This is a genomic window from Bacillus hominis, from assembly GCF_018332515.1.
GTDB classification, from domain to species: Bacteria; Bacillota; Bacilli; order Bacillales; family Bacillaceae_G; genus Bacillus_A; species Bacillus_A hominis.
In genome coordinates this window covers 1-6,655 of record NZ_BOQD01000295.1, presented here as the reverse complement: position 1 = coordinate 6,655, position 6,655 = coordinate 1, and the positions used below count along the sequence as shown (strand labels likewise).

Here is a 6,655-nt window from a genome sequence, read left to right as displayed (position 1 = left end):
TGAAAGGGTGCCCTAATTTGATTATTTTATTGATTTTCTTAAGTTGATGGCTATGGCCGTGAATGGCGACCTTTTTATGCGTTATATCCAAATAACTTTAGCTCTTCTCCTGAGTCTGAAATTATTTTTTCGAATCGCAATCCTACTTTTTCTAAAAGGTTTCCTGAATCAACATTATCTGTAGAAGTAATTGCTACAATTCGTTTCATTCCTAGCTTTTGCACACCGTATTCTATTACCGCAGAAGCCGACTCATAGCCGTATCCTTTTGAACGGAATTTTTCTAAAAAGGCAAAGCCGATATCAACATCTTCTAATGAATCTCTTTTAATAAGACCGCACATACCAAGCGGGGTAAGATCTTCTTTTCTTTCTACTAAGTAAAGACCAAATCCAATTTTGTTATACATATCGATTGGCCCGTTTACAATATAATTTTTTGCGTCTTCTAAGTTTTTAACCCCTTTATCACCAATAAACTGAATCCATGCAGGATCGTTTACTAACTCGAGAATAAACGGAGCATCTTTTATATCAAACCAACGAAGATTGAGACGTTCAGTTTCTAAAACTATCAATCTATTGCACCCCCTTTAAAGTTATAACAATTAGTATGGATTGTGCGAAATAAAAGTGCAAGTTATTTTAATTGAGAGTTACTTGTTCACATAAAATTCGATTGTTTTGTATAAAAGGATATTTTATAATTAGGATTAACTGGAAAGAGTGAGATGCATATACAATGACTCCTAGGAAACTAGGAGTTTTTACTATATAACTATCATTATTACTAAATATGACACACTACACATTCTACTTAAGGAGGTACATAATGAAGAAATTATATAACGCATCGTTTACTTATTTAATTATTGGTTTACTATCAGGAATATTCGCTAGGGAGTATGGAAAATTTAAAGGGATACTAGGATCTACACTATTAAATCTTTTGCATACGCATACGTTAGTACTTGGCTTTTTCTTCTTTTTAATTGCTTTAGGATTAGCGAAAGTATTCGCTTTTCATGAAGTGAAAGGATTTAATAAATGGTTTGTTTTACATAATATAGCATTAACTTTAATGTTAGGATCGCTGGCAGCGAGAGGACTTCTTCAACTAAATGGGGCGGACTTTAAAGGGTTAACTTATATTGTAGGTTTCTCTCATTCTATGATGGCATTTACTTTAGTTTGGTTTATGATTTTATTGAAGAAATCGTCTAAAATGTAGTTTTATAAAAAAGAACTTGTAGGGAATACTGCAAGTTCTTTTTTTATATAAAATCACAGGAATCTCACTATTCTGATTATTTTGTATAAAAATGGTATAATTATTGTGGAGTAAATAATATAAAAGGGGAGCTCGTTATGGAAATAACAATTGAACGTTTAGTAAATGAATTAAAGGATGTACTTCCTGAAGATCGAGTAGTGGTTAATAAGACAGTAAGAGAGTTACATAGTAAAGATGAATCATATCATACTAGTAGTTTACCGGATGTAGTTGTGTATCCGAAAACTGCTGAGGAAGTTAGCAAGATTATGAAAGTAGCGAGTCACCACGGAAAGGCTGTCATTCCATTTGGGGTAGGTTCTAGTTTAGAGGGCCATATAATTCCTTATGAAAAGGGGATTACGGTTGATTTTTCATTAATGAACAAAATACTTGAAATAAGAGAGAAAGATTTTCTTGTGAGAGTACAGCCAGGAGTAACTCGCTCTCAGCTTAATAAAGAACTAAAGAAATACGGTTTGTTTTTTAGTGTAGATCCGGGGGCAGATGCAACGTTAGGAGGCATGGCTGCTACAAATGCGAGCGGAACGACAGCTGTTAAGTATGGCGTAATGCGTGATCAAGTTCGTGATTTAGAAGTGGTACTTGCTGACGGACAAGTGATACATACTGGCAATTTAGCAGCGAAGTCATCATCAGGTTATCATTTAAATGGTATTTTCGTAGGATCAGAGGGTACGCTTGGATGCTTTACAGAGCTAACATTAAAAGTATACGGCATACCAGAACATGTTATGGCTGCGAGAGCATCGTTCCCAACTATAAATGATGCAGTAGAAGCTGTTATTCATATATTGCAAGCTGGTATTCCAATTGCGAGAATAGAACTTGTTGATGAACTATCTATGAAACAGGTAAATCATTATAATGAAACAAATTACAGAGAAGAACCAACACTGTTTTTAGAGTTTCACGGAAATGAAGCAGGGCTAACGCAAGATATCGAGTTTACGAAGGAAATTGTTTTTGATCATAAATGTAAAGAAGTTGCTTTTGAAACTGAAACAGCGGCGAGAAATAAATTATGGGATGCAAGGCATAACTTAGCATACTCTTACGTTCATAGTTATCCTGGTAAAAAGCTAATGAGTACGGATGTTTGTGTACCAATTTCGGAATTAGCTGGCGCAATACAACATGCGAAAGAGGTATTAGATAAAGTAGGTCTTGTTGGTGGTATTCTTGGTCATGTAGGAGACGGGAATTTTCACGTGCTATTAATGGTTGATCCAAACGATAAAGATGAAGTGAAAAAGGCGGATGAAATAAACGAAAGTATTGTTTTATATGCTCTTAAACGAGGCGGAACATGTACTGGAGAACATGGCGTTGGAATCGGAAAAAGAAAGTATCAAGAAGAAGAACATGGGGCAGCGCTTTTAGTAATGGAAAAAATAAAAAAAGCTCTTGATCCGCAAAATATTTTGAATCCGAATAAGATTTTCAAGCTAACAGATAAGGAATGATGAAGTTTGGAGAAACGAATTATACACTTTGAAGGATTTGTCGTCTTGTTAGCTGTGATTTATATATATGCATTATGTGGATTTAGTTGGTTATTATTTATTGTATTACTTTTTGCGCCTGATTTAGCGATGGTAGCATACATGATAAACAATCATGTCGGTGCGCAAATTTATAATCTATTTCACACATATATCATATCAATAATACTTGTTTTAATAGGGGTCTATGTAAAGATGGATACGATCTTAATGGTTGGTTTAATATGGACAGCGCATATTGGGATGGATCGAATGCTTGGGTATGGATTGAAGTATGAAACTGATTTTAAGGATACGCATATTCAGAGGTTATAAAGTGCAAATGTAATCAGTGGGGACAGTCCTCACTGATTATTAGTCTTACTACCCGCAAATAGCGGTATAAAAATGAGTTGAGAAGGATGAATGAATTGAAACGATTTATAATTATTGAAAAATATAATACTAAATGGGAAAGTGAATTTTACAAACTACAAACTCTCATTAACAATGCAATGGAAGAACTTGTTTTAGCCATTGAACATGTTGGGAGTACATCTGTTAAAGGACTTGCATCAAAACCAATATTAGATATTGATATTGTAATAGAAGATTACGAAATGTTTCCTGAAGTAATAAAAAAGCTTGAAACGATAGGGTACTATCATCAAGCAGAATGGAGCTTTAAAGGGAGAGAGGCATTTGGAAGAAAGGATACTTTCGTTCCATGGAGCGGGGGAAATACAGTTTGGATGGAACATCATCTATATGTGTGTGACAAAAATAGTGAAGAGTTGAGAAAACATGTAACGTTTCGTAATTATCTGCGTGAACATACCGATGTTGCTATTAAATATGGGCGCTTAAAGGAAAGTTTAGCAAGAGAGCCGAAAAGTCGAGCCGATTATAGTGAAGGTAAGACGGCATTTATTACAAATATATTGGGGGAAATAAACTAAGGCGGCAGAAGTACATGCGGTCTATTCTTTTTAGATAGAAGGCTGCCATTATAAAACAAATACAAACTGGCCCTGTTGAGTGTTACGAGACTTAAATATAATGAGAAATAAAAGATAAGAAAAGAGGGAGCTTATGTACATACCAAAATACTTCGCAATACAAGATGAAGAGATGAAGTACGAAATAATTGAACAAAATAGCTTTGCAATGCTATTTTCTCAACATAATGGAGAACCATATGCAACGCATTTACCGTTGTTATTAAATAGGGAGACTCTTACTTTACATGGACATTTCGCACGTCCGAATGAACAGTGGAAAGACATTGGGAATCAACAAGTACTAGCTATATTCCAAGGGCCACATAGTTACATCTCTCCGTCATGGTATGAAACAAACAAAGCAGTACCAACATGGAATTACATTGCTGTGCATGTATATGGTGAATTAGAAATTGTTGAAGATGAACAAGAATTAATAGATTCTCTTCAAGATTTAGTACATAAATATGAAAATTCAAAGAGTACCTACTCGCTGAATGATGTAGATCCGAATTATATGAAAGGATTAAGTCGGGGAATAGTTGGATTCAAGATAAAGGTAAATAAAATAGAAGGAAAAGCGAAGTTAAGTCAAAATCATTCTGTAGAGAGACGAGGGTTAGTTATAGAAGAACTTGAGAAAGTTGGGAGTGAGGGAAGTAGGGGGATTGCGGAGTTGATGAAAGAAATAAAGTGAGGAGTTTTTGTTAACTAAAGGTAGAATACTATTTTTGTAGAAAATATATTCTACTTGGAAGAAAAATGCCTCCGTAGCTCTAGAAGGGAAGAGCGCCGGAAAACATGTCGCACCGGGTCGCAAGGCGAAGGTTTCAGAAACACCGAAAAGCAAATAAGCTGAGACAGGTGGAATTCCGTAGGGAAGCGTGTTCCCCTTAGTCTATGCTTACGAAAGGAGTGCGGGTTCGAATCCCGTCGGAGGCATATAAAAACATTTTATCTATAGTATATTCATTTAATGGTAAAATTACGGTTAAGGTATTATGTAGGGAGGAACAAAATGGAAGTGTTTTTAGTTGCCGCTTTTTCAACTATTATCATAATGATGACTGTTTTTGTTATAATAAAAGCATGTTTTATCGGGTACAAGAGGAATGATATATCATTTCGGAAATTTATTCTTTTATCCAGTACGTCAGTTGTAATAGGCTGTTTAGTATCATTTGTACTACCATTTGGCTATGAAAAAATATTTGATTACATTAACTAAATAAGTGCAATTAAAAAGACCTTCTTAATTGAAGGTCTTTCATTTTTAAAGTGCTTTTTCAGCTGTTGTTGAATTGTAGTCTTTACTTACGTCAACGGATTGAACAAAGTCAGGTTTTTGCGGTGCAGGGAAATGTTCATGTCCAGCTTGGCTTGTCAGATTAGCGTTTAACCCAAAAGAAAAAATACCAGTAAATGCAATACCTAAAGCGATTTTACCAATTGTTTTCTTCATTTTCATAACCTTCTTTCATTCTTTTTTTTAGCTTCAATACTGCTGTAAAAATACTCACTAGCTTTTTCGAAGAGTTCCTTTTTGTGATATAAAGTGGCTATTTTCTCGCAATAATCAGAAGTATAACTGAATAAAGATTCTTCATTAAAATAGTCAATTCCTTCTTGTATAACTCGCTCTAATTGTTCTAATTCAAATTTATTTATAATAGCTTCTAAAATATTAAAATGATGTTTATATTCCTCATTGTTTAGTTGTAAAATAATTTCTTTGCCAGTTTGAATGTATTTATTTGCTAACTCTATATTTCCTAGTTTTCCGTTTTCTTGTGCGAGTAAGAATAATGCTTTATAGTGTTTGGGCATTTTTTCTATTACTTCCGACAGTTGACGAATGGCCTGTTCTGACAAGTTTTTATTTGCATAGAGTGTGCCTAGGTTATTTCGTACATGAAGAAGTAAAGACTCTTCATTATTTTTTTGTAACATATCGATGGCTGTATAGTATAATTCCTCAGCTTTTTCATAATGACCAACTGCTACATAAGATCCGCCTAGTACACTTAAACATGAAGTTATATTTCTTGTGCATTCATTTAATGTTTGGAAAATTTCTAGGGACTTAGTAGCGTATAAGATGGCTTGGCTTGGTTGCTGCATCTGAAAATGATATACTGCATATCTGTAATAGAAATCAGCCTGTTCCACAGTAGAAAGACTAGTTAAAGATGATTTTGCTTTTTCGAAATAATCATCAGCTTTTTCAAATTTATTTAATGCAGTAAAGTAAATTGCTTTGTAATAGTGATATAAGTAGGATAGTTGTAAATCAGCTGGGATAGTAATAGCATCAATTGCATCAAAACTATCTTTTGTAATGGATAGTCCATCAGTGAATACTGCATAACGGAATTTTAATAAATTAAAAAATAAATGGTAAGATGAGTTTACACCATCTTCTTTTAAAAGAATTTCTTTGTGTTCTTGAGTTGCTGCATGATAGCAGGTTTGTGCTTCTGTAACATTTTGAATTAAGATTGCATGATACCATGCCTCTAAGTGTTTTGTTGCGTATGTACTTCCAGTTAATAAGGTATTCATAAAATCCCCCCTCAGAATAATCTATTGAGTTTTGTCTATAATGTTAGCATAAAAATATACGAAAATACGGAATATTCACTTGATAAATAATTTTCTTGTAAATGAGAAAATTATGGTGTTTTAAGTTATATAGTGTTTGTTTTTTAGATGAGAAATACTATAGAAGCTTCTCATCTAAAAAAGTTGAGAAAGTAAATATGAACTTAAAAAAATCCCCTTCATGACAGAAGGGGAGGATTTTTAAATGTGATCACTATGATCTTCAAATTTAGGAGCTGGTAGATCAGCATGACTCTCTTGTTTAGGAGCCGGTA

At 33.9% G+C, this 6,655-nt stretch carries 9 protein-coding genes; 6 read left to right on the top strand and 3 right to left on the bottom strand.

Features of this window, described 5'->3' with window-relative positions:
- Window positions 1-74: 74 nt before the first annotated feature.
- On the bottom strand, window positions 75-578 hold the full coding sequence (locus tag KI356_RS22735) for a GNAT family N-acetyltransferase (RefSeq protein WP_128282365.1): 504 nt from the start codon (window positions 576-578) through the stop codon (window positions 75-77).
- Between the two features lie 254 nt (window positions 579-832).
- On the opposite strand from KI356_RS22735, the gene KI356_RS22730 reads away from it, so the two are divergent.
- The 6 genes from KI356_RS22730 (at window position 833) to KI356_RS28290 (ending at window position 5,007) form a co-directional block, all read left to right on the top strand.
- Window positions 833-1,231 carry a DUF2871 family protein gene (locus tag KI356_RS22730; RefSeq protein ID WP_128282364.1) on the top strand — a complete coding sequence of 133 codons (399 nt, stop codon included), beginning with the start codon at window positions 833-835 and terminating at the stop codon, window positions 1,229-1,231.
- Window positions 1,232-1,368: 137 nt separating this feature from the next.
- Window positions 1,369-2,760 carry an FAD-binding oxidoreductase gene (locus KI356_RS22725; RefSeq protein WP_212936539.1) on the top strand — a complete coding sequence of 464 codons (1,392 nt, stop codon included), beginning with the start codon at window positions 1,369-1,371 and terminating at the stop codon, window positions 2,758-2,760.
- Window positions 2,761-2,766: 6 nt separating this feature from the next.
- A complete protein-coding gene (locus tag KI356_RS22720; RefSeq protein ID WP_212936538.1) occupies window positions 2,767-3,114 on the top strand; it encodes a DUF4260 domain-containing protein in 348 nt (115 codons plus the stop codon).
- 95 nt (window positions 3,115-3,209) lie between these two features.
- Window positions 3,210-3,737 (top strand): GrpB family protein, encoded by a 528-nt coding sequence (locus tag KI356_RS22715; protein WP_212936537.1) that lies wholly within the window; start codon window positions 3,210-3,212, stop codon window positions 3,735-3,737.
- A 133-nt stretch (window positions 3,738-3,870) separates the two neighbouring features.
- The gene (locus tag KI356_RS22710; protein ID WP_212936536.1) at window positions 3,871-4,476 is read left to right on the top strand and encodes an FMN-binding negative transcriptional regulator; all 606 of its coding nucleotides are present in this window, start codon (window positions 3,871-3,873) and stop codon (window positions 4,474-4,476) included.
- Window positions 4,477-4,797: 321 nt separating this feature from the next.
- Entirely contained in the window at window positions 4,798-5,007 is a 210-nt protein-coding gene (locus tag KI356_RS28290) for a hypothetical protein (protein WP_238486221.1), read from the top strand.
- Window positions 5,008-5,052: 45 nt separating this feature from the next.
- Here KI356_RS28290 and KI356_RS22705 read toward each other — a convergent pair whose 3' ends face one another.
- Together KI356_RS22705 and KI356_RS22700 are read right to left on the bottom strand one after the other, a co-directional pair.
- Window positions 5,053-5,241, bottom strand: a complete 189-nt coding sequence (locus KI356_RS22705; protein WP_212936535.1) for a Phr family secreted Rap phosphatase inhibitor — start codon at window positions 5,239-5,241, stop codon at window positions 5,053-5,055.
- A 2-nt stretch (window positions 5,242-5,243) separates the two neighbouring features.
- Window positions 5,244-6,341 (bottom strand): tetratricopeptide repeat protein, encoded by a 1,098-nt coding sequence (locus tag KI356_RS22700; RefSeq protein WP_212936534.1) that lies wholly within the window; start codon window positions 6,339-6,341, stop codon window positions 5,244-5,246.
- Window positions 6,342-6,655 lie beyond the last annotated feature (314 nt).

Bases quoted from the DNA above. Each gene is read 5' to 3' on its own strand.
- KI356_RS22710 (WP_212936536.1), top strand. From the start codon at position 3,871: ATGTACATACCAAAATACTTCGCAATACAAGATGAAGAGATGAAGTAC.
- KI356_RS22705 (WP_212936535.1), bottom strand. From the start codon at position 5,241: ATGAAGAAAACAATTGGTAAAATCGCTTTAGGTATTGCATTTACTGGT.
- KI356_RS22730 (WP_128282364.1), top strand. From the start codon at position 833: ATGAAGAAATTATATAACGCATCGTTTACTTATTTAATTATTGGTTTA.
- KI356_RS22725 (WP_212936539.1), top strand. From the start codon at position 1,369: ATGGAAATAACAATTGAACGTTTAGTAAATGAATTAAAGGATGTACTT.
- KI356_RS28290 (WP_238486221.1), top strand. From the start codon at position 4,798: ATGGAAGTGTTTTTAGTTGCCGCTTTTTCAACTATTATCATAATGATG.
- KI356_RS22700 (WP_212936534.1), bottom strand. From the start codon at position 6,341: ATGAATACCTTATTAACTGGAAGTACATACGCAACAAAACACTTAGAG.